The 1,220-nt window shown below is 60.7% G+C and carries 1 protein-coding gene; it reads left to right on the top strand.

Annotation, left to right across the window (positions count from 1 at the left end):
- The first annotated feature begins 356 nt into the window (after positions 1 to 356).
- Entirely contained in the window at positions 357 to 938 is a 582-nt protein-coding gene (locus tag AC1DEY_RS23555; RefSeq protein WP_476870110.1) for a hypothetical protein, read from the top strand.
- Positions 939 to 1,220: the final 282 nt, after the last annotated feature.

Raw genomic sequence — 1,220 nt, 5'->3', positions numbered from 1 at the left:
TTCGCAGGAGAACCGACAACGTCACGATGGCCGCCATGACTGACGATCTCGAGTGGAAACGCGTCCTGACTGCCTCCCTTGACAGCAGCGAGTCRGGCCAACTGATCCGTGACGTCGCCCTGTTCAGGGACAGATGGGGGATCCCGGACTCACCCCTACCCTTGGGAGCGACTCCCGCCGACTACGAGCGGGAACAGCGGGGACAACGGGGAAGACTTCAAGAAACCATCCACCGCGTTCTCGGTCACCAGAGGTCACCTCAGCTGGCGACCAGTGCCGTGCATCCACCCCTTTCCCAGCAAGTCGTCCTAACTAGTGCTGGCTGGCAGCTCTAAGCTGATGGAAGAGGTGAGACTGTGGCCCTAAACCCAACAGTGAAACCCAAAGTTGCGACAGCTGGGCTGGTATTGACCAGCACGGCTGTTCTGATAGCCCTCGTTCTGTTTCTGGCATTTCTCCTTGCAACCGGACTTTCTTCCATACTGAAAGTGGTGGTCGGCGGCCTCTTGGTGGTGACCGCACTGCTCTTGGCCAGCGTCTGGTGGAACCGGGTCAACGACCGCCGTACCTGGATGGCCGTCTCGACGGAAAGATGGAGGTCCTTCGACGATGCCAAACTGGCAAGCGGGACCACGACCGAGGTAACACTCCTCAGCGTTGACGCAGTACAACCCACCGGTTCATGGGTCACCATCCTGTGGAACCGCTTCAACCATGTTCAGCCCGCTTGGATAGAGGCGATGCCGGAGCCGATCTGGCCCGGGGCCGTCCTGCTCATAGCTCCCGACCCAGCCCAGGTGATGCCCAGCGCGCCCTGGCCGGAAGCATACTTCATACGAGCCGCGGATTGCCTCGCTTCGGCGCCGATTGATGGTCGGCCGCCTGAGGCGTCTGCTGTCAGCCGAAATGTAGGTGCGTCTGTCAAGAGACCTGGATGAGGGAATCCTGGATTTGTCTCCCGGAACCGTCAATGCCTCACTGCATGACGACAGTGAAGCCGAGGCCGCCCCAGCTCAACCCTGAAGCCCCAGATCCTGGCCTCCTCCCCCGCATTTCGGTGCTCCGCGGCCGCGACGGCAAGGCCGCTGTCGAACGAAGGGACTATGCCATGACGGTCGTTCCAACAATGCTGTCGCATAGCGGTCGCTTACAGGAACCCAAAGCGACAAACAACGCGTGGTCCCTCCTCCGCTCGCCTAGCATCCATTCCAAATGAGCGG

Source organism: Arthrobacter sp. 05T47 (genome assembly GCF_056395825.1).
The sequence above is the reverse complement of the archived record's forward strand: the minus strand, read 5'-3'. Positions and strand labels throughout refer to the sequence as shown.